Below are 25337 nucleotides of genomic sequence, written 5' to 3'. Positions count from 1 at the left end.
TTGGTGGAAAGAGTAGGGTGCTGGTGCTTTGTATGGCGAAGCAGCAAGAGTGGCGCGCTAAAATTGCGCGCCGCCCTGTGTCCAATGAGCTGTGTTCAATGCGCTGCGGTCAATGCCCCGCGCGCAGGCGCTGCAGCGACAAACGGTTCAGATACCAGGTCAGCAGCACGGCGGCCACCGTCAAGCCCGTGACGAGGCCGATCCAGAAACCGGCGGCGGCCATCGGCTCGGCCGGCGACCAGATGAAACCGGCCGGCGCGAGGCCCAGCACGTAGCCGATCGGCAGCGAGAAGCCCCAGAAGGCCAGCAGCTGGATCAGCATCGGCTGGCGCGTCACCTTGTAGCCGCGAATGGCGCAGGAAGTGGCCACCTGGGTCGCGTCGGACAGCTGGAACAGGGCGGCAAACAGCAGCAGTTGCGCGCACAGCGCCTGCACCTGCGGGTCGGAGGTGTAGGCTTGCGCGATCTGGTGGCGGAAGACGGTGATGAGGGTGGCCGAGACGATGGCCGCCGTCAGCGACATGGCCACGCCCACCCACGAAATGAAGCGGGCGCGGCGCAGATTGGCTTCGCCCACGGCGTGGCCCACGCGCGTGACCAGCGCGATGCCGAAGGTGAGCGGCACCATGAAGACGACGGACGAGAAGTTCAGGGCGATCTGGTGCGCCGACACCTGGATCACGCCGAAGCGCGCCACCAGCAGGCTGATGACGCCAAACGCGCTCACCTCGGCAAAGTAGGTCACGCCGATGGGCAGGCCCAGGCGCAGCATGGGGCCGATGGACGACAGCTGCGGCCCTTCCCAGTGCGTGAACGGGTACGTGGCGTGGTAGGCGGGCGCGATCCTGATCCAGGCCAGCATGGCCAACAGCATCATCCACACGCAGCAGGTGGTGGCCACGGCGCAGCCCACGCCGCCCATCTTCGGCATGCCCCAGTGACCGTAGATCAGCAGGTAGTTGACGAGGATATTCAGGCCCAGCGCGGCCAGCGCGATGACCATCACGGGCTTGGTCTGGTTGATGCTGGTGCTGTAGCCATACAGCGCGCGGTAGGCGGCGAATGGCGGCAGCGCGCAGCTGATGATGTGCACGAACAGCTTGGCCTTGGCCGCCACGGCAGGTTCCAGCATCAGGTGATCGAACACCAGCGCCGCCATGTTCGTCAACAGGCAAGCCACCAGGCCCACGAGCAGCGCCTTCCACAGCGACTGGCGCACGATGTGCGGCACCCGGTCGTGGCGCGCGGCGCCGATTTCATGCGCCACCAGGGTATTGATCGCCATCATGATGCCGCTCACGGTGACGAGCACGATGGACCAGATGGCCGCGCCCAGCGAAACGGCGGCCAGTTCCTCTGGATTCGTATGTCCCGTCATCGCCACGTCGGCCGCGCCCATGCCGACGGTCGCCAGCTGGCCGATCAGGATGGGCCAGGCCAGCTTCCACAGTGAGGAAATTTCAGTACGGACGGCGGGCAGCGTGAACGAGGTAGTGTGTGGCATGGGCGGCAAGCTTAACTAAACACAAGATTCTACCGGCATTCGCCATGCTTGTCCGTCGAGGCATCCCTGGCGCCCGGGTGCGGTAATCATTTGTTACAGCTAAGTGGGCCAGTCGCGGATAGACTGCGCGCTCTATTTGGCAAAATGACCAAATAGTCAACCGCAGTACCCTGACTATGGAGTAAGACCATGTTGAAGAAAGCCTTGAACTGCGCCCTGTTGCTGGGCGCCGCCATGACGGCCGAACTGGCTGGCGCGGGCGAACTGACCCTGTATTCGCGCGACGATTATCACGGCCGCTCGCACACCGTGCGCGACGCCGTCGCCGACCTGGAAGACGTCGATTTTGACGACACGACGCAAAGCATCCGCGTGCGCTCGGGCCGCTGGGAAGCGTGCGAGGAAGCCGATTTTCGCGGCGCCTGCTTCCTGCTCGCGGCAGGAGAGTATCCATCGCTCGATGTCCGCGCCAACAAAATCAGCTCGCTGCGCGAAGTGCGCGGCGGCTGGGGCGGTTATCCGGGCCGGGATCGGGATCGGGATCACCGCTGGGAGCGTGACCGGGAGCGCGGCCATTTGCCAGGGCGCTCGCTGGGCGGAGAACTGACCTTCTATACGCGCGACGATTTCGCCGGCCGCAGTCTGACCGTGCGCAATGGCGCTGCCGACTTGCGCGAGCGCGATTTCAACGACACGGTGCAAAGCGTGCGCGTGCGCTCCGGCTATTGGGAAGTGTGCGAGGACGTGGATTTCCGTGGCCGCTGCCGCACGCTGGGTCCCGGCGAGTATGCGAGCCTGGAACGCCTGAGCAACCGCATCTCGTCGGTGCGCGAAGTGCGCTGACGCGGGGCTGGCAAGCGTGGCCGGTCCCTGCCGGGGCCGGCTATTTCTTTTGGTAACAATTTATTGTGCTTTTCGCATACTTTGTTACACCGTTTTTTCTACGGATGGCTACACTGAGATCAGTTGCAATGTAGATCACTGCCTTTGCCGCCACTGGAGACCGCCCCATGAATCGCCCGTTCGCCTTTGCCCTGCTGTGCGCTAGTTCTCTGTTTGTCCATCTTGCGGCGCAGGCCGGCGAAATCCGCCTGTACACCGATGACAATTTCAAGGGGCGGGTGGTGCTCTTGCGCGATACGACGGACGACCTGTCGCGCGTCAATTTCAATGACACCGTGTCGAGCATCCAGGTCGATTCGGGCAGCTGGGAAGTGTGCACGCATGCCGATTTCAAGGGCGATTGCAAGACGCTGGAACGGGGCGATTACCGCTCGCTGCCGGGCATGAACGATAAAATTTCCTCCGTGCGCGAAATCGGCGGCGGGCAGGGGAGCGGCGGCAGCGGTGGGCACCGCGCGGCGCTGGAGCTGTTCGCCGACAGCGGCCAGCGGGGCGCATCGGCAGGTGTGAATTCGGACCGCGACGACCTGGTCGACATCAGCTTCAACGACCGCGCCAGCAGCGCGCGCGTCGAACATGGCTACTGGCAGTTGTGCAGCGATTCCAATTACCGTGGCAGCTGCCGCGTCTTTGGTCCTGGCAGCCACGATGACCTGGGCAGCCTGAATGGGCGCGTGTCGTCGGCGCGCCTGGTCGATCCGCGCGAGGAGAACCGTCCGCAAAATGACGAAGGCCTGGTGGTGCTGTATGGCCGCGCCTTCCTGAAGGGGCGAGGGCTGCAGGTGAACCGCGACGTCAGCGACCTGGTACGCCTGAACTTCAACGACCAGGCCGAATCCATCGCCATCAACGAAGGCACCTGGGAAGTATGCACGGACTCGCAGTTCAACGGCAGCTGCGAGCGCATGGGGCCGGGCAAGTATGAAGTGCTGAATACGGCGCTCGACAAGCGTATTTCCTCGCTGCGCCGCCTGTACTGAGCGTGTGATCGGGTTTTGTTCCTGGCCTTGTATTTGTTACACTAGCATCCTGGCGCAACAGCCAGGCAAATCATCACCAAAGAATGAAGAATGGAGTTAATCATGACGGGCCCTTTCAAACACGCGTTGGCATGCGCCGCGACCTTGCTGCTCTCGCTAGGGGCGCACGCAAGCGCCCATGCGGGCGATATCACCTTGTTCGAAGACGTTGATTTCCGTGGTCGTGCAGTGAACCTGCGCGAGACGACGGACGATTTGTCGCGCATGGGTTTCAACGACAAGACGTCGAGCATCCTGGTGCGTTCAGGGACCTGGGATGTGTGTACCGATGCCGGCTTCCGCGGCAATTGCAAGACCCTGGGACCGGGCGAGTACCGCTCGATGCCGGGCATGAACGACGCCATCACCTCGGTGCGCGAATCGGGGCGCGGCGATAGCTACAATCCGGGACGCCCGGGGCGCGATCCCGACCGTGGCAATGGCGGCTATGGCCGTGGCGGCACCCTGGAAGTGTATTCGGGCGCGGGTCAGAATGGCGGCTCGGCGCGCCTGAACCGCGACACGGACGATTTCGTCAATATCGGTTTCAACGACCGCACCACCAGCATCGTCATCTATAACGGCTATTGGCAGCTGTGCAGCGACTCGAACTACCAGGGGACTTGCCGCATTTTCGGCCCCGGCCGCCACGACGACCTGGGGCGCGGCCTTGACGGGCGCGTTTCGTCGGCGCGCATGGTCGACGAGCGCGAAGCGCGCCGCCAGCAGCAGTATGAACAGCAGTACCAGCGGCCGCAGTACGAGCAGCAGTATCCACAATATCAGCAGCCGCAGTACCAGCAGCGCGGCGCCGTCCTGCTGTTCCCCGAAGCGGGCATGCGCGGCGAGCCGCTGGCGCTGGACCGCAATGCGGAAGACCTGGTGCGCTACAACTTCAATGACCGCGCCTCGTCCATCGTCGTCAATGAGGGCCAGTGGGAAGTGTGCAGCGATTCAAACTTCCGTGGCCGCTGCGAAACGATCGGGCCGGGAGAATATGGACGCCTGAACGGCATGGAAAACCAAATTTCCTCGCTGCGCCGCGTGCGCTGATTTTCGACAGCCGTCATGCTGACAGGCCGCCTGCCGGGTTGATCCCGCCAGGCGGTTTTTACATTCTCTGCCGTGTGCTGACATTTGCTTGCCCTTTGTTACACTCGCCGCCTGCCGCCTGGACTACACTGGCGAAAATGTAATCAGTATTGGAGTTGTCATGGTTCGATCTTTCCGGCCCGCGCTGTTGTGCGCCGCCACCTTCCTCGCCCCCCTTGCCGCATCCGCGGGCGAAATCACCCTGTTCGAGGACGCCGGTTTCCGTGGCCGCCCGGTCACCCTGCGTTCCGATGCGGGCGATTTGTCGCGCATGGGCTTTAACGACAAGACGTCCAGCGTCATCGTGCGCTCGGGCACCTGGGAAGTGTGCAAGGACGCCAACTACCGGGGCAATTGCCGTACCTTCGGGCCGGGGCGCTATGACAGCATGCCGGGCATGAACGACGCCATCTCTTCGGTGCGCGAAGTGGGCCGCCCGGGCCATGGCGGCGGCGATCACCGCCCCGATCACCGTCCCTACCCGCCGCGCCCTCCGCGTCCGGAGCCGGAGCGTCCATATCCCGGTTATCCCGGCCACGGCGGCGGACACCGTCCCGACATGAATGGCGCCGTGCTGATGTTCCCTGACGCCGGCATGCGCGGCCGGCCCGTGCGCCTGGACCGCGAAGTGCATGACTTGAGCCGCTATGGTTTCAATGACCGCGCTGAATCGATCGTCGTCAATTACGGCCGCTGGGAGTTCTGCGTCGATGCCAATTTCCGCGGCCGCTGCGTGGTCATGGGACCAGGCAGCTACGGCCGCCTGCACGGTGGCCTCGACCGCCGCATTTCCTCGCTGCGCCGCGTGCGCTAGGCGTTTTCCGCTGCCCCTTTCACCGCCCGCGCGCCCCGTGCCTCGCGGGCGGTGTTGTATTGTGCGCACGCGTTGTCGGCGCCAATTCGTGTACTCTTCCCATAGGCAGTTCAACCATGGGGAGCAAGCACGGTGGAATACAAGGACTACTACAAGGAGCTTGGCGTCGAGAAGACGGCGACCGAGGCCGACATCAAGAAGGCCTACCGCAAGCTGGTACGCAAATACCATCCCGACGTGAGCAAGGAGCCGGACGCCGACAAGCGCACCAAGGCCCTCAACGAAGCTTACGGCGTGCTGGGCGACGCGGAAAAGCGCGCCGCCTACGATGAGCTGGGTCGTAACCAGGGCGCGCAGGGGCAGCCCTTCCGCCCGCCGCCGGACTGGGGTTCGGGCTACGAATCGTCGGGCGCCGACGACAGCGATTTCTTTGCCGACCTGTTCGCCCACGTGGGCGGGCGCCGCCGCGCGGGCGGCAGTTTCCAGATGCAGGGCGAGGATAGCCACGCCGCCATCACCATCGATTTGCAGGACAGCTACCAGGGCGCCAAGCGCCACATCGTCATGCGCGTGCCAGAAGCGGATGCGCAAGGCCACGTGGTGACGCGCGAGCGCACGCTGGAAGTGACGATACCGAAAGGGGTCACGGAAGGACAGCAGCTGCGCATGAAAGGGCAGGGGAATCCGGGCAGTGGCGGCGCGCCGGCCGGTGATTTGTACCTGGAGATACGCTTCCGGCCCGATGCGCGCTACAAGGTGGAAGGGCGCGATGTCTTCGAGACGGTGCCCGTCACGCCGTGGGAAGCGGCGCTGGGCGGCGAAATCGACGTGGCCACGCCATCGGGCACGGTGTCCGTCAGCGTGCCGCCCAATTCGCAGACGGGGCGCAAGCTGCGCCTGAAGGGGCGCGGCATCCCCGCCGCCCAGCCGGGCGACCTGTATCTGCTGCTGGAAGTGGTGCTGCCGCCGGCGAACGATGACAAGGCGCGGGAACTGTATGCAACCATGGCGCGCGAGATGGCTTTCAATCCGCGCCAGAAGCTGGGAGGGTAAATCATGACAAACAAGGTAATTGGCGAATTGCTCGAAGATCGTGCCCTGAGCCTGGAAGAACTGGCGCGCGCCTGCGCCGTAGAGCCGGATTGGGTGGTGCAGCACGTGCAGACGGGCGTGCTGCTGCAAGACGGCCCGCCAGCGGGGCAATTGACGTCCTGGCGCTTCACCAGCCTGGATCTGGTGCGCGCGCGCCGCCTGCACGAAATCGAATCCGTGTTCGACGCGAACGCCGAACTGGCCGCGCTGGTGGTCGACCTGTCGGAAGAAGTGGCGCGCCTGCGGCGCCGCCTGCACGTGCTGGGCGTCGGCTAGCCCTTAGGCCGGATCGCCGTGCCGCTGCACGGTGATCCGGCCAATGTAGAATTGCCCATCGACGACGACCCGGTGCGGAATGCCGGCCACGTCGAAGCCGGGGCCGCCGTCTTCCATCCATTCCTGCGCCAGCGAGTCGAATTGCTGCGGTGTCATGCGCAGCATCTGCGCCGTGATGACGAAGCGTGCGCCAGGTTTTTGTTTGTTGACGAAGTCGTCGATGCCGGCCATGGTGGTTCCTTCTTATTAAATGACGGCCGGGGGCAGACCCCCGGACACGTTGGCACTGAGCCTTGCGTTAGCGGTGTTGAGGGTCTGACCCCAGACTTCCGCTGCGGGTCACTATCATACCTTCACGCTGAGTTATCTAGAACCCCGCTTCTGGCAGCAACGGCAGCTGCTCCGCAAAGCGCTCAGTGAGCCACTTGCCCGCCTGGCCCGGCGGCGTGTCGGCGCGCTGGATCAGGTAAATCGGGTAATTCTCGCCATTGTCGACGGCCAGCGGCAGGTGCACCAGGCGGCCTTCTGCCAGGTCGTCGCGCACCATCGCTTCGGGCATGTTGCCCCAGCCCAGGCCCGCCCGCAGCAAGGCGTGCTTGGAGCCCAGGTCGCCCAGGCGCCAGTTGCGCAATCCCAGCACGCCGAAATCCTGGCCCTCCGTCAGCACGCTGCGGTCGCTGAGCACCAGCTGCACGTGTTCGCGCGCCACGTTGGAGGCGATCGGCCCTTCCAGCTGCGCCAGCGCGTGGCTGGGCGCGGCCACGGGAATCAGGCGCACATGACCGACGGCCAGGCGCTCGAAGACGCTGGCCGTGGCCGTCATCCAGCCACCGAGGCCGATGTGGCAGCTACCATCCATCACCAGCTGCGCCACGGCGCCCATGGCTTCGATGCGCAGGCGCAGGGCGACGGTGGGGAACTGCGCCTGGAACGCTTCTAATACGCGGACCAGTACGCAGGTGGGGAACATCACGTCGACCACCACCGACACTTCCGCCTCCAGCCCGCCGGCCAGCGCCTTGGCGCGCGCGCGCATGCCATCCACCTTCAGGGCCACGGCGCGCGCATCGGCCAGCAGGGCCTTGCCCGCATCCGTCAGGGTGGGCTTGCGCTTGCCGCGGTCGAGCAGCACCACATTCAGTTGTTCTTCCAGGTTGGCGATGGTGTAGCTGATCACCGACTGGGTGCGGTGCAGCTGGCGCGCCGCGTGGGCGAAGCCGCCTGCGTCGATGACGGCGACGAACACGCGCAACTGGTCGAGCGAAGGCTGGCCCGGTTCTCTCATGGCAACTCCATATCTAAAAATTCGATGCTAATCATTTATATTTACACGGTTTTCTCGATGGTATACCCGAACTATGCTGTGTGCAAGGGCTGCGATGCGGCCATTCCCGTCACCCGTTTTCACAGGAGCATTCCATGAGCAAGGTCTTGTATATCAATAGCAGCGTGCGCAACAGCGGTTCTCTGTCGCGCCAGTTGTCCGGCGAATTCGTCGCGAAACTGGCCGCGCAAGGCGCCAGCGTGGTGGAACGCGACCTGGCCTTGCAGCCCGTGCCACACTTGACGGAAGAGGTGATGGGCGCCTTCTTCACGCCGGCCGAACAGCGCAGCGCGCAGGCGGCAGCGGCCGTGCAATTGTCCGATACCCTGGTCGATGAATTGCTGGCCGCCGACGTGCTGGTGCTGGCCGCGCCCATGTACAATTTTTCCGTGCCCTCGACCCTGAAGGCGTGGATCGATCACGTGGCGCGCGCCGGCCGCACTTTCCAGTACACGGCCACGGGCCCGGTCGGCCTGGCCACGGGCAAGAAAGCGCTTATTTTCACGGCCAGCGGCGGCGTCTACAGCGAAGGCCCGGGCGCCGCGTATGATTACCTGAGCACCTATCTGCGCACGGCGCTGGGCTTCATCGGCATTACCGACATCGAGTTCGTGCAAGCCGAAGGCGTGGCCATGGGCGAGGACGCCGTCGCCAGCGCGATCGCCAAGGGCCGCGCGTCGATCGAGGCCCTGGCGGCCTGAGTTGCTGTCATCTAGTTCGAAAGAGGGATTGCCAATCTGCTATGGTTGACATAAGCTTGCCGGCGGCACGTCCCGTGCCAGGCCGGCGAGCGGTTCGCCATGAAGGTCCCTCATGCACAAGTTGGCAAGCGCAGTACTGTTCGGATGTACCCTGCTTTCAGCAGGCACGGCGCTGGCGCAGACTGCGCCACCTGCGCCACCCCACGTGGCTCGCCACGCCTCCACGCCCGACGATATCCGCGCCATCGAAAAAGTCGTCGCCGACTTCCAGGCGGCCCTGATCGCCAAGGATGTCAAGCTGCTGTCGTCGCTGATGCTGCACACAAACATCCTGTTCGCCTCGCCGGCCGACGACGGTTTCATCAAGAAAATGCGCGATACGACGGACGTCCACTTCGACGGCGTCGGGGCGGCCGGCTATGTCGGTTTCGCCAACTTCATCAAGCGCGAACCGCAGCGCACGGAAGAAAAATTCTACAACGTCAAGATCACCCAGGATCGCCATGTGGCGTGGGTCAACTTCGACTATGAATTCCTCGTCGGCGACAAATTGTCCAACTATGGCGTGGAAGCGTGGCAAATGGTCAAGCGCGATGGTGAATGGAAAATCCTCAGCGTCGTCTGGTCCATGCATCCCGCCGCCGAGGCGGGGAAGTAGCTGCGAGCCAGGCCGCGTCAGTCGCGCGGCAGTGCGCGAATTTCCACCGTACCCCCTGCGTTCAGTACGGGGTTTCCGATTAACAATTTTTTTGCATCGTCTATACTTTCAGCTTGCACACGTAGATAGCCTGACAAGTGTGGCGTGACCGGTCTGGCCTGGCCTGAGCGGTGCACGCAGATGCCAGGCCCGATGGAGCTGCCGCCGCAGAAGCGGCCACTGGCCCTGAGCATGGCGAAGTAGTCTTCCCAGGCGGAGGTGGCGACGTCCATTGGTGTTTCCGTGTCGTCATGCATGAAGATGATGTAGTCGTTCATCCCTTTTCTCCTGTGCCGCGTTATAAAAACGCATGATAAAAGCTGAATTGAGTATCACCAGCAATCGCGAGCGCATGGTTTCACCCTTTTTACCGCGTCAGTCCGTAGAGACAAGCTGTCCGGCCATGTCATTTTTGGAGCGCACATCGTGCCGATAAAGTATGTTGATTTTTATGAAGTAAATTACACGGCAGAGCGCTTGCGGGGCTGCAAGCTATGGGGCGCCTACGTCGCCATCTATGCCCCGTCGCCCAACCCCATGCATCGGGTGAATCTGGTGCACAAGCGCCGGGTGTCGGCTGATCACCAGTTTACAACGGAAGCGGACGCCATGGCGGAAGCGGGTGAGGTAGCCGTCAAGCTGGTCGAGCGGCGCCAGCGCCGTTATGTCTTCCACCCCTGACCTGGCTTGTTCAGACGCAAGTTATTGCTACTTGCAAGGTGCATGGCGGCCCCTGGATTGGCGTGATGGCGATGTTGCCATTATCATGCAACTTCCCGCCACGCACGAGGACCGCCATGAAACGCCAGCTGCACCTGCTCGTCATCGACCCGCAAAACGATTTTTGCGACTTGCCCGCCACCTGGCTGCCGCCAGATGCCGCACCGGCCCTGCCCGTGCCGGGCGCCCACGCCGACATGCTGCGGGTGGCGCAGCTGATCCGTGAAGGGGGCAGTGGTTTGACGCAGATCAGCGTGACGCTTGATGCCCACCACCGCTACGATATCGCCCACCCCGCCTTCTGGCGCACGGGCGATGGCGGTCCCGTCGCGCCGTTCACCCAGATCAGCGCGCAGCAGGTGCGCGACTGCCTGTTCCTGCCCGCCGCCAGCGGCGCCTTGCCGCGCGCGCTGGCTTACCTCGATGCCTTGCAACAAGCGGGACGCTACCAATTGATGGTGTGGCCCGTGCATTGCGAGATCGGCAGCTGGGGCCAGAATATCCATGCGGCCGTGCGCGCCGCCTACAACGCCTGGGAAGTGGATCAGCTGCAAGTGGTCGCCAAGCTGAGCAAGGGTTCCAACCCGTGGACCGAGCATTACTCGGCCGTCATGGCGGAAGTGCCCGATGCACAGGATGCGGCTACCCAGCGCAACCTGGATTTCCTCGCCACCCTGCTGCCGGCGCAGCAGATTTATGTCAGCGGTGAAGCGGGCAGCCATTGCGTGAAAGCCAGTACGGAGCACATTGCCGACTACCTGGAAGCGCAGCATGGCAAGCCGGCGCTGTCGCGCCTGGTCTTGCTGACAGACTGCATGAGCCCCGTCACGGGCTTTGCAGCGCAGCAGCGCGACTTCCTGGCCGCCATGCACGAGCGCGGCGCGCGGCTGGCCACGTCCGCCGACGTCTTGCCCGAATTATTGGCCAACGCGGTTGCCTGAGCCATTATTAATCGTGCCCTGCTGAAATGCTTGCGGTGGCGTACTATTCTGGCTTCAGGAAGTTGGAGAAAACACACATGACCCCGATAGTGCGCAGTTTGCTGGAAACCGATCTGTATAAATTTACAATGTGGCAAGCATTGCTGCACGGTCATCCGAATACCCATACCGAATACGAATTTGTCTGCCGCAACGCGACGGCCTTTCCCCTGGCCGAACTGAAGGGCGAACTGGAAGAGCAGCTCGACCATTTGTGCTCGATGTCGTTTGCCGACGACGAGCTGGCCTATTTGCGCACCCTGCGTTTCATGAAGAGCGATTTCGTCGACTTCTTGACGGTCTTCCGCTTCCAGCGCAAATTCATCGAGGTCAGCACGGATGGTGACACCTTGCTCGTGCACGCGGCCGGGCCGCAAGTGCATGTGATGGGTTTCGAGATTTTCGTGCTGTACATCATCAACGAACTGTATTTCCGCCGTTTCGACCTCGATGCCGCCATGCGCGAAGGGCGCCATCGCCTGAGCTTGAAAGTGGCGGCCGTCAAGGAATTCGGCAAGCTGCCGCGGCGCAAGCATCCGTTCGAGTTTTCCGATTTCGGCGTGCGCCGGCGTTTTTCCGGCGCCTGGCATGACGAGGTGGTGCAGCGCCTGGCGCGCGACGTGCCCGAGTATTTTAAAGGCACGTCGAATGTGTACCTGGCGAAAAAGCTGGGCATCGTGCCGATCGGCACCATGGCGCATGAATACATGCAGTCGTTCCAGTCCTTCGGCGTGCGCTTGCGCGACTTTCAAAAGGCGGCACTGGAAGACTGGGTGCAGGAATACCGTGGCGACCTGGGCATTGCCCTGACGGACGTGGTGGGCATGGATGCTTTCCTGGCCGACTTCGACCTGTATTTCGCCAAGCTGTTCGACGGCTTGCGCCACGATTCGGGCGACCCTGTCGAATGGGGAGAGAAGGCGCTGGCCCACTACGCGGCTCTGCGCATCGACGCCAATACCAAGCGCCTCGTGTTTTCCGACGGCCTGGACCTGGACAAGGCGTTCGCCCTGTACCAGCACTTCGCAGACCGCATCATGACGGGCTTTGGCATCGGCACCAATCTCACCAACGACGTCGGTTTGACGCCGCTCAACATCGTCATGAAACTGGTACGCTGCAATGGCCAGTCCGTGGCGAAGTTATCGGATTCGCCGGGCAAGACCCTGTGCAAGGATGAAACCTTCCTTGCGTACTTGCGGCAGGTGTTTCACCATCCTGCCGTGTAGGCGCTTGATTGCCGGTCTAGAAGCCTGCGACCACCGTGTTCATGTGCTCGACCTGGGGCGGTGCGGCAAAGAATTCGCCGACGAGACCGCGCCATGCCTGGAAATCGTCGCTGCCGCGGAAATGCACGGTATGGTCTTCCAGGGTCGTCCAGCCCACCACCAGGCGATAGGCATCGCCGTTTTCGATCGAGCGCTCCAGGCGCATCGACTCGCAGCCGCGCGCGCGCTGGAACAGGGGGATGGCTTTCGTCACGGCCGCTTCGAAAGCAGCGTGCGTGGCCGATTTGATCTGGATGTGGGCAATTTCAAAAATCATGGCAAGTTCCACTGTGGAATGAAGGAACGCTGATCTTGCCATAATTTGGCCGGGGGAGGGTGTCAGCCTGCGAGCGCGTGCGCGCCTGTGCGCTGGCCGCCCGCATGGCTGGCCGTGCGCTGTTCGATATCGCAGCCATTGCAGGCCTGCACGATGGCGTGCGCCCGTTCCCGTTCCTGCGGATTGCTGATGGCCACGACGAGGCGGAACATGCCGCGCCATGCGGCCTTGCCCAGCAAGGGGACGGCTTCGTCATCGACCGTGTCCAGCTGTACGGCGTGCGCGGGGAAGCCATCGTCGAGCAGGGCGCTGCGGGCCTGCTGGGCATCGGCAAAATGGTCGAAGATACGGATCAGGGCAGGCGAAAGAAGGGGGCTGGTGGCGGTGTTCATGGCCAGGCTTTCCAGTAGGGGTGTCCGAGTTTGACCTGCCAGCCTGTAAATAATTCTGTCTCAGCCTGTAAAATCCTCGATCAAGGCGCAAAAGTTTGATAAATATCCAGTATGGCTGCCAAGTCGCGCTAAGATACGCCTTGCGGTGCATTCTGCAGGCAGGGATGCGGGATCAATCTTTCATAGGAGAACTAAATGGCAGCGAAGAAAATTCTGTTTTTGACCGGCGATTTTGCAGAAGATTATGAAACGATGGTGCCGTTTCAAGCCCTGCTGATGCTGGGCCATACCGTGCATGCCGTTTGTCCTGGCAAAAAAAGCGGCCAGACGATCAAGACGGCCATCCACGATTTCGAGGGCGACCAGACCTACACGGAAAAGCCGGGCCATTTGTTCACGCTGAACGCCAGCTTTGACGAGATCGATCCGGCCGATTATGACGCCGTGATGATCGCCGGCGGCCGCGCTCCCGAATACCTGCGCCTGAACGACAAAGTCATCGCCGCCGTGCGCCATTTCGCCGAGGCTGGCAAGCCTGTCGCGGCCGTCTGCCACGGCGCGCAATTGCTGGCCGCCGCCGACGTCATCCGCGGCAAGCGCATTTCCGCCTATCCAGCCTGTGCGCCGGAAGTGAAACTGGCGGGCGGCACGTATGCCGACATCGCCGTCACGGACGCTGTCACGGATGGCCAGTTCGTCACTGCGCCCGCCTGGCCCGCGCATCCGGCGTGGCTGGCGCAGTTCGTCAAGCTACTGGGTACCGAGATCCATTTGTAACCTTTACCAGCCCGGCAGGCCGCTGCGTTTGCCGGGCGCATTACTTTTCAGATTCGAGTTCTTCATGCATGCGCCGCGCAGTCAACCTTCCCGCAAACAACTTCCAGCGTCGCGCTGGCGCCAGCGCCGCCTGGCGCAAGCCGAATCGGGCCTGAGCGCCGCGCAGGAACGCCAGCTGGCCACCTTGCACGAGATTTCCACCTTGCTGGCGGGACAGCACGCCATCGATGCGCTGTGCCGCGGCTTCTTGCGCCACGTGATGCAGTTCGCGCAAGCTGAAGGCGGCACCGTGCGCATCCTCGATCCGCAACAAGACACCGTGCACATCATCGTGCACGAAGGCATTTCCGACGCCATGGTGGAAGAGGAACACTGCATCCGCAACAACGATTGCCTGTGCGGCGCGGCCGTGGCGCAGGGCGTGATCCAGATCCGCGATTTCCGCCAGGTCGATGCGCTGCAGCGCTACCGTTGCCAGGACGAAGGGTTTATCGCCATCGCCGTCTTTCCCATCCTCGCGCGCGAGCAGGTGGTGGGCAGTTTTTCGCTGCACTTTGCGCGCCCGCAAGCCGTGCATGGGCAGCAGCAGGGCTGGCTGGAGACCTTGGGCCAGAGCCTGGGTATCGCCATCGAAAACCAGCGCCTGATCGCGCGCGAAAAGGAATTCGCCGTGGCGCGCGAACGCAGCCTGCTGGCCGAAGGCTTGCATGACAGCATCGCGCAAAGCCTCAATTTCATCAGCCTGCAAGTGCAGATGCTCGACGATTCCGTGCGCCGGGGCCAGCTTGACGAAGCGGCCGAAGTGTTGCCGCTGATGCGCATGGGCGTCGAACAAAGCTACCAGGACGTGCGCGAATTGCTGGTCAATTTTCGTACGCGCTGGCATGGCAGCGACCTCGAAAGCAAACTGTCGGAAGTGCTGGCGAAGTTCGAGCTGCAGACGGGCGTCGTCGGCACCCTGGACATGAGCGGCAATGGCGCGCCGCTGGCGCCCGAGCAGCAGTTGCAGATCCTGTTCATCGTGCAGGAGGCGCTGTCGAATATCCGCAAGCATGCGCAGGCCAGCAACGTGGCGCTGCGCGTGGAAAACGGGCGCGATTTTGCGCTGCAGGTGCGCGACGATGGCGAAGGCTTTGCCGCCAACCTGCGCGACAAGAAAACGGAATTGCAGATCGGCTTGCGTATCATGCAGGAAAGAGCCGAGCGGCTCGGTGCGCAATTTGCCATCGACAGCACGCCCGGCGGCGGCACGACGATCTCGCTGGCCTTGCCGGCAGCGCGGCGCCAGGCGGCGTAAGCGATGACCCTTATTTATCAGGTAGAAGAAACAAACAAGTGAACGCACCAATCAAAATCCTGCTGGTCGACGACCACACCTTGCTGCGCAGCGGCGTCAAGCTGCTGCTGCAGCGCAATCCTCAATTCCAGGTGGTGGGCGAGGCATCGAACGGACTGGACGGCGTGCGCCTGACGGCCGAATTGCAGCCCGACGTGGTGCTGATGGACTTGAACATGCCAGGCGTGACCGGCGTCGAGGCGCTGCAGCTGATCTTGCAGGACCTGCCGCAGATGGTGGTGCTGATGCTGACCGTGTCGGAAAACGCGGCCGACCTGGGCGCGGCCCTGCGCGCGGGCGCACGCGGCTACCTGCTGAAAAATATCGAGGCCGAGCAGCTGGGCCAGGCCATTTGCCGCGCCGCCGCCGGCGAATCGGTGATTGCCGATGCCATGACGGCCAAGCTCGTGTCGCAGTTCCGCGCGGGGCAGAACGCGCCCCAGGCCGACTATGACAAACTGACGCCGCGCGAACGCGAAGCCATGGCGTGTCTGGCGCAAGGACTGAGCAACAAGGAAATCGCGCGCCAGCTGGACGTGGCCGAAAGCACGGTGAAAATCCACGTGCAAAACATCCTCAAAAAGCTTAAGCTCAGCAGCCGCGTGCAGATCGCCGTATATGCAGTCGAGCGTGAGTTAAGCAAATAAAGATCAAACAAAGTCCAAATAGTGCGCAAGGAATGCGCGATTGTTTGATCTGCATGGCGTTCCGGCCTAGACAACCCTAGTTCCTTTGACGTATGGCCTTGACCGTGCCTGCGCATTACACTCTTAGTCATTCGCTAATCTAATAAGAGAGTGTCATGCATAAGGTCAACGTCGATGGCTTGCTATCGAGCCAGGCTCTGTTCCGCCATATTTCCCCTTCGCAATTAGAACAATTGCGCCAGGATGTCGTGCGCGTCGAAGTGGAAAAAGGCAAAGTGCTGTTCCGCAAGGGCGAAGTGGCGGAAGGCGCCTACGTCGTGGTCTTCGGCCTCGTCAAGCTGAGCGTGTTTTCCATGGAAGGTACGGACAAGGTACTGGAACTGATCCGCCCGGGCCAGAGTTTCGGCGAAGCCATGATTTTCCTCGATGAACCGTACCCGTTCTGCGCCGAAGCGCTTGAGCACTGCCTGCTGCTGCGCATCCCGCCGCACGCGCTGCTGCGCCTGCTGGACCAGTCGCCGCGTATCGCGCGCCAGATGATGAACAGCCTGTCGCACCACCTGATGGGTTTCATCCGCAACGTGGAGCGTTGCTCCGTGCAGAACGCCACCCAGCGCGTGGTCGAGTACCTGTTGCAGGCGTCGGACCAGCAGCGTTCGAACGAGGTCAAGCTGGACTTGAAGAAAAGTTTGCTGGCATCGTTCCTGAACCTGGCGCCCGCCACCCTGTCGCGCGTGCTGCACCAGCTGACGGACTTGCATTTGATTAAAGTCAGCGGTTCGCTGATCCAGATCCAGCCCGATGCCTTGAAAACCTATCGCCATGGTTCTGCCACGGCCATGCTGAATTAAGCATCTAAGCTTTTTCAGCAGGCAAGGTCAGCCGCCAGAACAGCAGGGCGAGCAAGCTGACCGCCGCGCCCAGCGCGCATACCCCATGCCAGCCCGCCAGCGCATACACGCTGGTGGCGGCAATCGCACCGAGTCCGCTCCCCACCGCATAAAACAGCATGTAGCACGCCACCAGGCGGCTGTGCGCGTCGCTGTCCTGCTTGAAGATCAGGCTTTGATTGGTCACGTGGATGGCCTGGCCCGCCAGGTCCAGCGCGATGATGCCGACGATCAAGGGCCACAGGGCTGTGCCCGCAATGCTCAGTGGCAGCCACGCAGCCAGCAGCAGCAACAGGGCCGCGCCCGTCGTCCATTGCGCGCGTCCGCTGTCGGCCAGTGCCCCGGCCCGCGCCGCGCCCAGCGCCCCGATCACGCCGACCAGGCCAAATGCGCCGATGGCCGCATGGCTATAGCCTTGCGCCGTCAAGGGCAGCACCAGGGCGCTCCAGAAAATATTGAAGACGGCAAACATCAGCAGCGCCAGCATGCCCCGTACGCGCAGCACCTTGTTGTGCAACAGCATGTCTAGCATCGAGGCGAGCAGGGCGCCATACGCCATCTTCTTGCCAGGCAGCACTGGTGGTGGCAGCTTGCGCCACAGCAGCAGCAGGGCGCAGGCGATGGCTGCTGAAACAAAATACACGGCGCGCCAGTCGGCGATATCGGCCACTACGCCGGACAGGGTGCGCGCCAGCAGCAAGCCGATCACCACGCCGCCCTGCGCCATGCCGACCACGCGGCCCCGCTCGTGGCTGGCCGCCGCGCTGGCCGCATAGGCGATCAGGCCCTGCGTCATGGCCGTGCCCAGCAAGCCTACCAGCAGCATGCCACCCAGCAAGGCGGCCGTGGAACGTGCGCAGCCCAGCGCCGCCAGGGAGATGGCGAGCAAGCCCAGCTGGAACAGGATCAATCGGCGCCGGTTCAGCATGTCTCCCAGGGGAACCAACAGCAGCAGGGCCAGCGCGCAGCCGAGCTGCGTGGCCGTGATGACCATGCCGCTGGCGGCCTCCGTCATGCCGAATTCGTGCGCCAGGGTAGCCAGCAAGGGCTGGGCGTAATACACATTGGCCACGCTGAGGCCGGCCGCCGTAGCAAACAGCCAGACGAGGGTGGGGGGAAGTGCTGTCGTGATGGGTGGGTTCGAGTCGCGCATAGAGTTTACAATTAAGTGGTTTCAAATTAAAACCAGTTGGAGTCTACGCCGAGAAGTTTTAAAATGCAACCAGTCAATCCTGGAGAATGCCTGTGGCCAAGCGCAAGAGCCTGAAAACCGACCCCTGTCCCGTGGCGCGCGCGCTCGACGTGATCGGCGAGCGCTGGTCGCTGCTGATCGTGCGCGACGCCTTCGACGGCATGCGCAGGTTTGGGGAGTTCCAGAAAAGCCTGGGCGTGGCGAAGAACATCCTGGCCGACCGCCTGCACACTTTGGTGGAAGAGGGCATCTTTACGGTCGCCCCCGCCTCGGACGGTACGGCGTACCAGGAATACGTGCTGACGGCCAAGGGGCTGGCGCTGTTTCCCGTCGTGGTGGGCTTGCGCCAGTGGAGCGAAGCGCAATTGTTCGAGGCGGGCGAGGCGCATTCCACCTTGCTGCAGCGCGGTTCAGGCTTGCCCGTGCGCCGCATGGACGTGCTGGCGCCAGACGGCCGCGTGTTGCAGGCGGGCGATACCGTCGTGCAGAAGGTGTCGCAGAAAGCTGAGACATGAAGCGCGTGGCCGTGCTGGGCGGAGGGATTACCGGCGTGACGACGGCGTATGCGCTGGCGAAACGGGGCGTGGACGTGACCTTGATCGAGCGCCACCGCTACGCGGCCATGGAAACGTCATACGCGAATGGCGGGCAATTGTCGGCCTCGCACGCGGAAGTGTGGAATCACAAGGCAACAATATGGAACGCCCTGAAATGGATGGCGCGGCGCGATGCGCCGCTGCTGCTCCATCCCTGGCCCAGCTGGCACAAGCTGAGCTGGTTTGCCGAGTTTCTTGCCGCCATGCCCGGCTACGAGCGCAACACCATCGCCACCGCGCGCATGGCGATCGCCGCGCGCGAACATTTGTTTGCCTGGGCGCAAGAAGAAAATATCGACTTCGATCACCGCCGCGCCGGCATCCTGCACGTTTATCGTGACAAGGCCGGCTTCGAGCGGGCGGCCGGCGTCTCGCGCCTGCTGGCGCAGGGCGGCTTGCAGCGGCGCGCCGTCACGCTTGCGGAAATGCGCGCCATCGAACCGGCCCTGGCTGGCGACTTTTACGGCGGCTACTACACGGACAGCGATTCCACGGGCGACATCCACAAATTCACCAGCGGCCTGGCTGACGCCTGCGTCCGGCTGGGCGTGGCGTGCCGCTTTGGTCAGGAAGTCACCGCGCTGGCGCGCGAGGATGGCAAGGTGCGCGTCACAACAGGGCAGGACAGCATCTTGTTCGACGCCGTCGTCATCTGCGCGGGTACGGTCAGCCGCGCCATGGCGGCAATGCTGGGCGACCATGTGAACGTGTATCCCGTGAAAGGTTATTCGATTACGGTGCAGCTCGATGATGGAGCCAGCCGCGTGGCGGCGCCGTCCGTCAGCCTGCTTGACGACGCCACCAAGCTGGTCAGCAGCCGCCTGGGCGAGGACCGTTTAAGAGTGGCGGGCACGGCCGAGTTCAATGGCGTCAACCACGACATCCGCGCCGACCGTATCCGCCCGCTATTGCAGTGGGTGGAGCAGTGTTTTCCCGGCGTCAATACGCGCAAGGTGATCCCGTGGGCGGGCTTGCGCCCGATGCTGCCGGACATGCTGCCGAAAGTGGGGCCGGGCAAGGCCCCGGGCGTGTACTACAACACGGGCCACGGCCACCTAGGCTGGACTCTGGCGGCCGCCACGGCGGAGATGGTGGCCGCGATGGTGGAAACGGCGGTGGCTAGTTCTTCGGCAACAAATCGCTGAGCGCGGCGCGGCCCTTGACGGTGAGGAAGGGGCCGACCTTGCTGTAGGGCAGCAGGAAGTCGTTTTCGCAGCCGCTGCCGTTGGAATCTTCCCAGAAGGACACGCCCTCCCGTTTCAATGACAGGTGGAAGCGGCCACGGCCGTCGTAATCCGTGCCCTTGCACTCGGCGTCGATTTTCACATTCTTGAAGAGGGCTTGCCGCAGGCGGTCCGGCAACTCGGCCTTGTCGTCGCCATCGCTGGCGCTGGCGCCGAACCAGTTCCACACATCCGTTTCCTGGCCCGTTTTTACATCCCAGGTGCGGAACTTGATGGAGATGCCGTTGGCGCCATAGCCGGCCGGCCAGCGGTAAAACTTGACCGTCACCCAGCGCGGCGACCAGTAGGTCGGCTCCGCATACACTTCGTCTTCCGTCGTGAAACCGTTGCGCCCCAGATATTCGCGGCGCGTGGCGTAGAAGTCGGTCAGGTCCTTTTTGTTCTTGGCCAGCACGGCGCGCAGCTGCGCGTTGATTTTTGCCACGCCGTCGCCGGGCGCGATCAATTCCACCGTGATGGTGTCGCCGATTTGCAGGTTGCGGTATTGCTTGCCTTCGAAGGCAATCGGTTTACTCACCTTGGTGCTGGGAAATACCTCCAGCGCCAGGTTGTAGGCGTCGCTGGCACAGGATGGATGGTCGCGGTCGCCCGCTGCTTCCAGCAGGCTCAAGGCCAGCGGCAGGGACTTGCCGCTTTTCGGATCCGTCCAGCTGCCGATGAGCTTGTCACTTAGCTTGTCGCCCTGCGGCGCATGCAATGACCACGTGCCCGTCGTGTCACCCTTGGCGTCGAGTTCCTGCCACAGCACCTTGCCGTTGGGCTTGGCCAGCATGATGGGCGTCTTGTAGCGCGTGTAGTAGTAATTGCCGCTGCGGTCAGCACCTTGCGTGGGGCTGGGCTGGTTGAAGCAGGCCACGATATTGGCCTTGCCCAGGGTGCCCTGCCACACCCCTTGCACGGGCGGCTCGGCCGCCATGGCCAGATTCAGGGCGGGCAGGGTCAGACAGACAAACAAGAAGCGGCGCATCGGGTTTTCCGGTAAATGGCGATGGCCGATTCTACATGGCCACCGCCTGGATGTGCCGCACGTCAACTTTTATGCTTGCTTTTCCTGCGCCACCACGGCCATCGCCGCGCTCAGGTATTGCAGCATGGCGGCGTCGACAAAGCTGCCTTCCATCAAACGCGGTTCCTGCTGGTGCGCCTGGCGGAATTTCAGCTGCGTGGCTGGATCCGTGCCCGCATACGCGCGGAACAGTTCCAGCCACTGCCGCGCCAGTTGCAGCACGGCCGGATCGGTGGGCGGCGTGCGTGCATCGATGGCGGCGCGCACGGCGGCGATCAGGGCCGGCCACTCGCCCGAGCGCTTGCCGTAATTGGCGGCCAGGTGCGCATATTCCTGTTCGTTGAGGAAAGGTCGATACAGCGCGATGCGCGAGGTATTGAAGGCGGCGATGATGAACTGCATCAAGTCCGCATCGATGCTGGTGGTGGCCTGCATGGAGGGTTCCTGCGTGTGCATGTCGTTCAGGCGCGCGAACAGGCCCGGGTGGGCGCCTGTGTCGCGCACCAGCTTGACCATCCATTCCGTGGCCAGCGCCTGCGCCTTGTCATCGCCGGGGCCGGCGCCCGCGTCTCTGACGGCGCGCACTCTCGCTACCAGTTCCTTCCATTCCTGTTCCACGGCCGCATCGGACAGCAGCGGCAGTTGCTGCAGTTCTTCGGGGGTAAAGTATTTGTCGTACATGGTCATCAACTCCATTGTGGTGAGCCACTCGGCCAGTTCCGGCGCCTTCCCCTGTGCCAGTTGCGCCTGCAAGCTGCACAGGCGTACACGCAAGGTGGAAGCTTGCGCGATCTGGCGCTCCAGCATGGCGATCTGCTGCGCCACGATGGAATGCAAAGGAAGATCCGGGCCGGCGAGTGCGTTGGCGATATCGGCCAGCGACAGCCCGAACTTGCGCAGCGCCATGATCCGGTGCAGCCGGTCCATGTCGCCGTGCTGGTACAGGCGGTAGCCAGCTTGCGTGCGCGCCGAGGGCGAGAGCAGGCCGATGCTGTCGTAATGGTGCAGGGTGCGGATGGTCAGGCCCGTGAGCCTGGCCAGTTCACCGATTTTCAACAACATCGTCTTCTCCTTGTCTTCAGTGCGTGCCACCACGATGGCGCCTGACCTTACGTCAGGGTCAAGCAGAAATGTAGCAGAAGACTCAAAAAAACCGGCAAAAGAATCCGTTGACCTTCATTTTTTTGTACGGTATATTTATAAAACCGAATAACGGCTTCAGCAAAACAAGGGGGTTCGGGCCAGGCAGCATGACGGAATAATCGTTGTGCGGCGCAGCAAGATGCGCCCTTGGCAGGGCTGGAAAGACAATCCGCGCAGACGGATTTTTTTCACAGTTGGTTTGTACGTTAAATATAATATGCCACCGGCAAGACCCGGTCGGCGAGAGAGACGACCATGATGAAAAGTATCGTTTGCGATACGCCCGGCAGTTTGCGCATGGAGCAGCGCCCCGTGCCTGTGCCCGGCGAAGGCGAAGTGCTGCTGCGCATACGCCGCGTCGGCATCTGCGGCACCGACATGCATATCTTCCGCGGCACCCAGCCTTTCCTCAGCTACCCGCGCGTGATGGGCCATGAATTGTCCGGCCATATCGACAGCGCGCCAGCCGGCTCGCGCCTGGCAGTGGGCGACCAGGTCTATGTGATGCCCTACCTGTCGTGCGGCAGCTGCGTGGCCTGCCGCCAGGGCAAGACCAACTGCTGCACCCGCATCGAAGTGCTGGGCGTGCACCGCGACGGCGGCATGACCGAATACCTGGCGCTGCCCGAGCGCTTTGTCTTCAAGACGGAAGGCATCTCGCTCGACGACGCGGCCATGATCGAATTTCTCGCCATCGGCGCGCATGCCGTCAAGCGCGGCGCGGTCGACGCGGCCAAGCGCGTGCTGGTGGTGGGCGCCGGTCCGATCGGCATGGCCGTGATGCTGTTCGCATCGTTGAAAGGCGCCGACGTGACGGTGCTCGATGGCCGCGCCGACCGCCTGCAGTTCTGCCGAGAGGCGCTGGGCATCGCCCGCACGGTGGCGCTGGGCGAGGGCGACAAGGAGCAGTTGTCGAGTGCCACCGGCGGCGAATTTTTTGACGTGGTGTTTGACGCCACCGGCAATATCGCCGCCATGGAGCGGGGCCTGGATTTCGTCGCCCACGGCGGATCCTATGTGCTGGTGTCCATCGTGCGCGACCGCCTGTCCTTTTCCGACCCTGAGTTCCACAAGCGCGAAACGACCTTGCTGGGCAGCCGTAACGCCACCGTCGACGATTTCGAGGAAGTGGTGGCGGCCATGAAGGCGGGATTGGTGCCGACCGCGCTGCTCAATACCCACCGCACCACGCTCGACGAATTTACCGGCGTGCTCGATCGCTGGATGCAGCCCGAGGCGGGCGTCATCAAGGCTATCGTCGAGGTCTGAGATGGCGCACTCCAACCCCATACTTCAATTTGGCACCAGCCGCTTCCTGCAGGCGCACGCCGACCTGTTCGTCAGCGAAGCGGCCAAGGCAGGCCAGGCGCTGGGCCATATCACCATCGTGCAGACCACGCACAGCGCGCAGGGCGCGGCGCGCGTGGCGGCGTTTCGCCGCAGCGGCGGCTATCCCGTGCGCATCCGCGGCTGGCAGGACGGCGCGCAAGTCGATGAAGAGCGCCGCGTCCACGCCGTCACGCAGGCGTGGCAAGCCGCCAGCGACTGGCGGCAGGTGCGCGATGCGGCCGTGGCCGCGCGCGTGATCGTCTCGAATACGGGCGACACGGGCTACCAGCTGGATGACGCCGACCACGCCGGCATGCTCGATGGCGCGGCCGTTCCCGCCAGCTTTCCCGCCAAGCTGCTGGTGCTGCTGCACGGTCGCTTCCTGGCCGGCGCCGCGCCCATCTCGATTTTTCCGTGCGAACTGGTGGCCGATAACGGCAAGGTGCTGCGCCAGGTGATCGTGACCTTGGCGCGGCAATGGCAGCTCTCGCCCGACGCCATCGCCTATCTGGAAACGGGCTGCCTGTGGATCAATTCCCTGGTCGACCGCATCGTTTCCGAACCGATCGAACCGATAGGCGCGGTGGCCGAGCCGTATGCGCTGTGGGCCATCGAGGCGCAGGAGGGCATGCTGCTGCCGTGCCGCCACCCGCAACTGGTGGTGACGGGCAGCCTGCGCGAGTATGAACAGCGCAAGCTGTTTCTGCTCAACCTGGGCCACACCTATCTGGCGCAGCTGTGGATGGACCGCGGCAGTCCGGCCGCCATGACGGTGCACGAGGCGATGGACGATGTCGCCATGCGCGCCGCGCTGGAAGCCGTGTGGCATGAGGAAGTGCTGCCCGTGTTTGCCGCCATGGGGGAGCCGCACGGTGACGCCGCGCTGGCGTATGTGGCGCAGGTCCGGGAACGCTTCGGCAATCCATTCCTCGCACACCGCCTGGCCGACATCGCCCAGCACCACGCCGGCAAAATCGCGCGTCGCATGGCGCCCGTGGCGGCGCTGGCGCAGCAGCTCTGTCCCGCCCTGGCGCAGCCGCGCCTGCGCGCCATGCTGGCGTCGGGAGCGCAGCCGTGAACGCCCGGCTCACCACAGTTGTTTCTTTTTCGGCATGCCGATCCAATCCGATATCGACTAAAATGGCCCACTCATCCACTTTCCCTTTCGCTGGCATAGCGCGTTCATTCATCCATGTCCAAACCCGCCACCGTCTTCAAGCGCAGTACCAATCTGCTGTTGCAATTTCTCGCCGAGAATGTCGCAGTGGGCGAGATGCTGCCGACGGAGCAGTTCCTGACCACCATCTGCCAGGGCAGCCGCACGGCGATCCGCAGCGCGATCGCCTACCTGTCGACGCGGCGGCTGATCGGCAGCCCGGCGGACCGGCGCTTGCTGAGGAAGCCCATACCGGGCGACTACTTCGATATCTCCGAATTGCAATCGGGGGCCGAGCGCATCCAGCAAGTGCTGATGGAGCGCGTGTACCAGCGCGACATGCCGCCCGGCGCAGAATTCTCGGAAGCGGAGCTGGCGCGCGAGGCGGGCGCCAGTACCGTCAGCGTGCGCGAATTCCTGATCGGCTTTTCGCGCTTCGGCCTGATCGAAAAGAAACCGCGCGGCGGCTGGCGCCTGTGCGCGTTCGACCGCTCGTTCGCCACCGAACTGGCGGACATGCGGCGCATGTTCGAGATGGCGGCCGTGGAGCAGTTTGCGCACCTGCCGCACGGCGATCCCGCGTATGCGGAACTGGCGCGGCTGATCAAGCAGCACGAGAAGCTGGCGGCCAGGATAGACACGCGCCACAACGCCTTTCCGGCGCTGGACCGCGAGTTCCACACCTTCCTGATTGGCCTCTTGAACAACCGCTTCGCGCAGGGCTTCTACGATATCGTCTCGTTTGTCTTCCACTATCACTACCAGTGGGACAAGGGCGAGGAAAAGGGGCGCAACCAGTACGCGGTGCAGGAGCACCTGGCGATCCTGCACGCGCTGGCGGAGCACGACATACCGAAGGCGCTCGAGGGCATGCGCTCGCACCTCGATTCCTCGCGCCGCACCATGCTGTCCTCGATCGGCACCCGCGAAAAACTGAACCAGCCAGGCGTCTAGCCGTCCTG

29 protein-coding genes are annotated in these 25337 nt (G+C 63.2%); 20 read left to right on the top strand and 9 right to left on the bottom strand.

Annotated elements, in window-relative coordinates:
• Positions 1-109: 109 nt before the first annotated feature.
• Positions 110-1504, bottom strand: coding sequence for an MATE family efflux transporter (locus tag ACQ4WY_RS20755; RefSeq protein ID WP_436505669.1), 1395 nt, complete (start codon positions 1502-1504; stop codon positions 110-112).
• Positions 1505-1693: 189 nt separating this feature from the next.
• Between ACQ4WY_RS20755 and ACQ4WY_RS20750 the strand changes: the two genes are divergently transcribed.
• The 6 genes from ACQ4WY_RS20750 (at position 1694) to ACQ4WY_RS20725 (ending at position 6700) form a co-directional block, all read left to right on the top strand.
• Positions 1694-2347 carry a beta/gamma crystallin-related protein gene (locus ACQ4WY_RS20750; protein WP_436505668.1) on the top strand — a complete coding sequence of 218 codons (654 nt, stop codon included), beginning with the start codon at positions 1694-1696 and terminating at the stop codon, positions 2345-2347.
• Between the two features lie 167 nt (positions 2348-2514).
• The gene (locus tag ACQ4WY_RS20745; RefSeq protein ID WP_436505667.1) at positions 2515-3387 is read left to right on the top strand and encodes a beta/gamma crystallin family protein; all 873 of its coding nucleotides are present in this window, start codon (positions 2515-2517) and stop codon (positions 3385-3387) included.
• Between the two features lie 102 nt (positions 3388-3489).
• Positions 3490-4479: a beta/gamma crystallin family protein gene (locus ACQ4WY_RS20740; RefSeq protein ID WP_353658553.1), complete on the top strand. Its 990-nt coding sequence runs from the start codon at positions 3490-3492 to the stop codon at positions 4477-4479.
• A gap of 160 nt (positions 4480-4639) precedes the next feature.
• Positions 4640-5332, top strand: a complete 693-nt coding sequence (locus tag ACQ4WY_RS20735) for a beta/gamma crystallin-related protein (RefSeq protein WP_436505666.1) — start codon at positions 4640-4642, stop codon at positions 5330-5332.
• 132 nt (positions 5333-5464) lie between these two features.
• Positions 5465-6385 (top strand): DnaJ C-terminal domain-containing protein, encoded by a 921-nt coding sequence (locus ACQ4WY_RS20730; RefSeq protein WP_436505665.1) that lies wholly within the window; start codon positions 5465-5467, stop codon positions 6383-6385.
• Positions 6386-6388: 3 nt separating this feature from the next.
• Positions 6389-6700, top strand: coding sequence for a chaperone modulator CbpM (locus ACQ4WY_RS20725; RefSeq protein WP_436505664.1), 312 nt, complete (start codon positions 6389-6391; stop codon positions 6698-6700).
• Positions 6701-6703: 3 nt separating this feature from the next.
• On the opposite strand, the gene ACQ4WY_RS20720 is transcribed toward ACQ4WY_RS20725, so the two are convergent.
• Both ACQ4WY_RS20720 and ACQ4WY_RS20715 read right to left on the bottom strand, forming a co-directional pair.
• Positions 6704-6931 (bottom strand): hypothetical protein, encoded by a 228-nt coding sequence (locus ACQ4WY_RS20720; RefSeq protein ID WP_034759733.1) that lies wholly within the window; start codon positions 6929-6931, stop codon positions 6704-6706.
• A gap of 136 nt (positions 6932-7067) precedes the next feature.
• The gene (locus tag ACQ4WY_RS20715) at positions 7068-7985 is read right to left on the bottom strand and encodes a LysR family transcriptional regulator (protein WP_436505663.1); all 918 of its coding nucleotides are present in this window, start codon (positions 7983-7985) and stop codon (positions 7068-7070) included.
• A gap of 134 nt (positions 7986-8119) precedes the next feature.
• Here ACQ4WY_RS20715 and ACQ4WY_RS20710 point away from each other — a divergent pair, with 134 nt between their 5' ends.
• Complete coding sequence (locus ACQ4WY_RS20710; RefSeq protein ID WP_436505661.1) at positions 8120-8725, top strand: FMN-dependent NADH-azoreductase; 606 nt, start codon at positions 8120-8122, stop codon at positions 8723-8725.
• Between the two features lie 112 nt (positions 8726-8837).
• A complete protein-coding gene (locus ACQ4WY_RS20705; protein WP_353658546.1) occupies positions 8838-9383 on the top strand; it encodes a nuclear transport factor 2 family protein in 546 nt (181 codons plus the stop codon).
• Positions 9384-9400: 17 nt separating this feature from the next.
• Here the strand turns inward: ACQ4WY_RS20705 and ACQ4WY_RS20700 are convergent, their stop codons facing one another.
• Entirely contained in the window at positions 9401-9700 is a 300-nt protein-coding gene (locus tag ACQ4WY_RS20700; RefSeq protein ID WP_353658545.1) for a hypothetical protein, read from the bottom strand.
• 148 nt (positions 9701-9848) lie between these two features.
• Between ACQ4WY_RS20700 and ACQ4WY_RS20695 the strand changes: the two genes are divergently transcribed.
• From ACQ4WY_RS20695 to pncB, 3 genes are all read left to right on the top strand, one after another.
• A complete protein-coding gene (locus ACQ4WY_RS20695; protein ID WP_436505660.1) occupies positions 9849-10103 on the top strand; it encodes a hypothetical protein in 255 nt (84 codons plus the stop codon).
• A 116-nt stretch (positions 10104-10219) separates the two neighbouring features.
• Positions 10220-11083 (top strand): cysteine hydrolase family protein, encoded by an 864-nt coding sequence (locus tag ACQ4WY_RS20690; RefSeq protein ID WP_436505659.1) that lies wholly within the window; start codon positions 10220-10222, stop codon positions 11081-11083.
• Positions 11084-11160: 77 nt separating this feature from the next.
• Positions 11161-12351 carry a nicotinate phosphoribosyltransferase gene (gene pncB, locus ACQ4WY_RS20685; RefSeq protein WP_436505658.1) on the top strand — a complete coding sequence of 397 codons (1191 nt, stop codon included), beginning with the start codon at positions 11161-11163 and terminating at the stop codon, positions 12349-12351.
• A gap of 16 nt (positions 12352-12367) precedes the next feature.
• Here the strand turns inward: pncB and ACQ4WY_RS20680 are convergent, their stop codons facing one another.
• Positions 12368-12667, bottom strand: a complete 300-nt coding sequence (locus ACQ4WY_RS20680; protein WP_353658541.1) for an antibiotic biosynthesis monooxygenase family protein — start codon at positions 12665-12667, stop codon at positions 12368-12370.
• Positions 12668-12729: 62 nt separating this feature from the next.
• The gene (locus tag ACQ4WY_RS20675; RefSeq protein ID WP_436505657.1) at positions 12730-13059 is read right to left on the bottom strand and encodes a hypothetical protein; all 330 of its coding nucleotides are present in this window, start codon (positions 13057-13059) and stop codon (positions 12730-12732) included.
• A gap of 195 nt (positions 13060-13254) precedes the next feature.
• Here ACQ4WY_RS20675 and ACQ4WY_RS20670 point away from each other — a divergent pair, with 195 nt between their 5' ends.
• The 4 genes from ACQ4WY_RS20670 (at position 13255) to ACQ4WY_RS20655 (ending at position 16670) form a co-directional block, all read left to right on the top strand.
• A complete protein-coding gene (locus ACQ4WY_RS20670; protein ID WP_353658539.1) occupies positions 13255-13836 on the top strand; it encodes a DJ-1/PfpI family protein in 582 nt (193 codons plus the stop codon).
• A 64-nt stretch (positions 13837-13900) separates the two neighbouring features.
• Positions 13901-15133, top strand: a complete 1233-nt coding sequence (locus ACQ4WY_RS20665; protein ID WP_436505656.1) for a GAF domain-containing sensor histidine kinase — start codon at positions 13901-13903, stop codon at positions 15131-15133.
• Between the two features lie 38 nt (positions 15134-15171).
• Entirely contained in the window at positions 15172-15819 is a 648-nt protein-coding gene (locus tag ACQ4WY_RS20660; protein WP_353658537.1) for a response regulator, read from the top strand.
• Between the two features lie 155 nt (positions 15820-15974).
• Complete coding sequence (locus ACQ4WY_RS20655; protein ID WP_034759676.1) at positions 15975-16670, top strand: Crp/Fnr family transcriptional regulator; 696 nt, start codon at positions 15975-15977, stop codon at positions 16668-16670.
• Between the two features lie 4 nt (positions 16671-16674).
• Here ACQ4WY_RS20655 and ACQ4WY_RS20650 read toward each other — a convergent pair whose 3' ends face one another.
• Positions 16675-17862 carry an MFS transporter gene (locus ACQ4WY_RS20650; protein ID WP_436505654.1) on the bottom strand — a complete coding sequence of 396 codons (1188 nt, stop codon included), beginning with the start codon at positions 17860-17862 and terminating at the stop codon, positions 16675-16677.
• Between the two features lie 92 nt (positions 17863-17954).
• On the opposite strand from ACQ4WY_RS20650, the gene ACQ4WY_RS20645 reads away from it, so the two are divergent.
• A complete protein-coding gene (locus tag ACQ4WY_RS20645; RefSeq protein WP_436505653.1) occupies positions 17955-18416 on the top strand; it encodes a winged helix-turn-helix transcriptional regulator in 462 nt (153 codons plus the stop codon).
• Positions 18413-19642 (top strand): D-amino acid dehydrogenase, encoded by a 1230-nt coding sequence (locus tag ACQ4WY_RS20640; RefSeq protein ID WP_436505652.1) that lies wholly within the window; start codon positions 18413-18415, stop codon positions 19640-19642. The genes ACQ4WY_RS20645 and ACQ4WY_RS20640 overlap by 4 nt, the downstream gene beginning before the upstream one ends.
• On the opposite strand, the gene ACQ4WY_RS20635 is transcribed toward ACQ4WY_RS20640, so the two are convergent.
• Both ACQ4WY_RS20635 and ACQ4WY_RS20630 read right to left on the bottom strand, forming a co-directional pair.
• On the bottom strand, positions 19617-20708 hold the full coding sequence (locus ACQ4WY_RS20635; protein ID WP_436505651.1) for a hypothetical protein: 1092 nt from the start codon (positions 20706-20708) through the stop codon (positions 19617-19619). The genes ACQ4WY_RS20640 and ACQ4WY_RS20635 overlap by 26 nt on opposite strands.
• Before the next feature lie 69 nt (positions 20709-20777).
• A complete protein-coding gene (locus tag ACQ4WY_RS20630; protein WP_436505650.1) occupies positions 20778-21809 on the bottom strand; it encodes a MerR family transcriptional regulator in 1032 nt (343 codons plus the stop codon).
• 339 nt (positions 21810-22148) lie between these two features.
• Between ACQ4WY_RS20630 and ACQ4WY_RS20625 the strand changes: the two genes are divergently transcribed.
• From ACQ4WY_RS20625 to ACQ4WY_RS20615, 3 genes are all read left to right on the top strand, one after another.
• Entirely contained in the window at positions 22149-23159 is a 1011-nt protein-coding gene (locus ACQ4WY_RS20625) for a zinc-binding alcohol dehydrogenase family protein (RefSeq protein WP_436505813.1), read from the top strand.
• A gap of 1 nt (position 23160) precedes the next feature.
• Complete coding sequence (locus ACQ4WY_RS20620; RefSeq protein WP_436505648.1) at positions 23161-24297, top strand: mannitol dehydrogenase family protein; 1137 nt, start codon at positions 23161-23163, stop codon at positions 24295-24297.
• Positions 24298-24411: 114 nt separating this feature from the next.
• Positions 24412-25329, top strand: coding sequence for a GntR family transcriptional regulator (locus ACQ4WY_RS20615; RefSeq protein WP_436505646.1), 918 nt, complete (start codon positions 24412-24414; stop codon positions 25327-25329).
• Positions 25330-25337 lie beyond the last annotated feature (8 nt).

The sequence above is a fragment of the Janthinobacterium salmonicoloratum genome, from assembly GCF_051380845.1.
GTDB lineage: Bacteria > Pseudomonadota > Gammaproteobacteria > Burkholderiales > Burkholderiaceae_D > Janthinobacterium > Janthinobacterium lividum_F.
The sequence above is the reverse complement of the archived record's forward strand: the minus strand, read 5'-3'. Positions and strand labels throughout refer to the sequence as shown.

Excerpts from the sequence above, each read along its gene's own strand:
- ACQ4WY_RS20755 (WP_436505669.1), bottom strand. The coding sequence starts at position 1,504 with ATGCCACACACTACCTCGTTCACGCTGCCCGCCGTCCGTACTGAAATT.
- ACQ4WY_RS20705 (WP_353658546.1), top strand. The coding sequence starts at position 8,838 with ATGCACAAGTTGGCAAGCGCAGTACTGTTCGGATGTACCCTGCTTTCA.
- ACQ4WY_RS20740 (WP_353658553.1), top strand. The coding sequence starts at position 3,490 with ATGACGGGCCCTTTCAAACACGCGTTGGCATGCGCCGCGACCTTGCTG.
- ACQ4WY_RS20615 (WP_436505646.1), top strand. The coding sequence starts at position 24,412 with ATGTCCAAACCCGCCACCGTCTTCAAGCGCAGTACCAATCTGCTGTTG.
- ACQ4WY_RS20735 (WP_436505666.1), top strand. The coding sequence starts at position 4,640 with ATGGTTCGATCTTTCCGGCCCGCGCTGTTGTGCGCCGCCACCTTCCTC.
- ACQ4WY_RS20690 (WP_436505659.1), top strand. The coding sequence starts at position 10,220 with ATGAAACGCCAGCTGCACCTGCTCGTCATCGACCCGCAAAACGATTTT.
- ACQ4WY_RS20725 (WP_436505664.1), top strand. The coding sequence starts at position 6,389 with ATGACAAACAAGGTAATTGGCGAATTGCTCGAAGATCGTGCCCTGAGC.
- ACQ4WY_RS20750 (WP_436505668.1), top strand. The coding sequence starts at position 1,694 with ATGTTGAAGAAAGCCTTGAACTGCGCCCTGTTGCTGGGCGCCGCCATG.
- ACQ4WY_RS20655 (WP_034759676.1), top strand. The coding sequence starts at position 15,975 with ATGCATAAGGTCAACGTCGATGGCTTGCTATCGAGCCAGGCTCTGTTC.
- ACQ4WY_RS20675 (WP_436505657.1), bottom strand. The coding sequence starts at position 13,059 with ATGAACACCGCCACCAGCCCCCTTCTTTCGCCTGCCCTGATCCGTATC.
- ACQ4WY_RS20665 (WP_436505656.1), top strand. The coding sequence starts at position 13,901 with ATGCATGCGCCGCGCAGTCAACCTTCCCGCAAACAACTTCCAGCGTCG.
- ACQ4WY_RS20625 (WP_436505813.1), top strand. The coding sequence starts at position 22,149 with ATGAAAAGTATCGTTTGCGATACGCCCGGCAGTTTGCGCATGGAGCAG.
- ACQ4WY_RS20745 (WP_436505667.1), top strand. The coding sequence starts at position 2,515 with ATGAATCGCCCGTTCGCCTTTGCCCTGCTGTGCGCTAGTTCTCTGTTT.
- ACQ4WY_RS20640 (WP_436505652.1), top strand. The coding sequence starts at position 18,413 with ATGAAGCGCGTGGCCGTGCTGGGCGGAGGGATTACCGGCGTGACGACG.
- ACQ4WY_RS20620 (WP_436505648.1), top strand. The coding sequence starts at position 23,161 with ATGGCGCACTCCAACCCCATACTTCAATTTGGCACCAGCCGCTTCCTG.
- ACQ4WY_RS20710 (WP_436505661.1), top strand. The coding sequence starts at position 8,120 with ATGAGCAAGGTCTTGTATATCAATAGCAGCGTGCGCAACAGCGGTTCT.
- pncB (WP_436505658.1), top strand. The coding sequence starts at position 11,161 with ATGACCCCGATAGTGCGCAGTTTGCTGGAAACCGATCTGTATAAATTT.
- ACQ4WY_RS20720 (WP_034759733.1), bottom strand. The coding sequence starts at position 6,931 with ATGGCCGGCATCGACGACTTCGTCAACAAACAAAAACCTGGCGCACGC.
- ACQ4WY_RS20715 (WP_436505663.1), bottom strand. The coding sequence starts at position 7,985 with ATGAGAGAACCGGGCCAGCCTTCGCTCGACCAGTTGCGCGTGTTCGTC.
- ACQ4WY_RS20635 (WP_436505651.1), bottom strand. The coding sequence starts at position 20,708 with ATGCGCCGCTTCTTGTTTGTCTGTCTGACCCTGCCCGCCCTGAATCTG.
- ACQ4WY_RS20680 (WP_353658541.1), bottom strand. The coding sequence starts at position 12,667 with ATGATTTTTGAAATTGCCCACATCCAGATCAAATCGGCCACGCACGCT.
- ACQ4WY_RS20630 (WP_436505650.1), bottom strand. The coding sequence starts at position 21,809 with ATGTTGTTGAAAATCGGTGAACTGGCCAGGCTCACGGGCCTGACCATC.
- ACQ4WY_RS20700 (WP_353658545.1), bottom strand. The coding sequence starts at position 9,700 with ATGAACGACTACATCATCTTCATGCATGACGACACGGAAACACCAATG.
- ACQ4WY_RS20650 (WP_436505654.1), bottom strand. The coding sequence starts at position 17,862 with ATGCGCGACTCGAACCCACCCATCACGACAGCACTTCCCCCCACCCTC.
- ACQ4WY_RS20670 (WP_353658539.1), top strand. The coding sequence starts at position 13,255 with ATGGCAGCGAAGAAAATTCTGTTTTTGACCGGCGATTTTGCAGAAGAT.